1 protein-coding gene is annotated in these 300 nt (G+C 61.0%); it reads right to left on the bottom strand.

The window, feature by feature from the left end; genetic code table 11:
* On the bottom strand, positions 1-235 hold a 235-nt coding region (locus AF337_RS33035; protein ID WP_152971315.1), incomplete at its 3' end, for a UvrD-helicase domain-containing protein.
* Positions 236-300 lie beyond the last annotated feature (65 nt).

Raw genomic sequence — 300 nt, 5'->3', positions numbered from 1 at the left:
CGGCGTTGACAGTGCCGAAGCGCGCACCGAGCAACTGGGCAGCTGCGTCCGCCTTGCCTTGCTCAAATAGTTTGGCACGGGCGCATTCGACAAGTTCATCCGCCGCCTTGATGGTGAACGTCGTCGCAAGGATCTGTTCGGGCGTACGCACCAGAACCTCGTCGGCGATGTCATTGACGATCCTCGTCGTCTTTCCGGCGCCAGCGGCGGCGGTAATGGTCGTCAGTCGCGACATCAAACAAGCTCCTCGTAGACGCGACAGAGGCCGCGCAAATTGCAGAAGCGGCAGGGTTCTTTCGC

The sequence above is a fragment of the Rhizobium ecuadorense genome, from assembly GCF_001187535.1.
GTDB classification, from domain to species: domain Bacteria; phylum Pseudomonadota; class Alphaproteobacteria; order Rhizobiales; family Rhizobiaceae; genus Rhizobium; species Rhizobium ecuadorense.
This window is presented reverse-complemented; position numbering and strand designations above follow the sequence as displayed.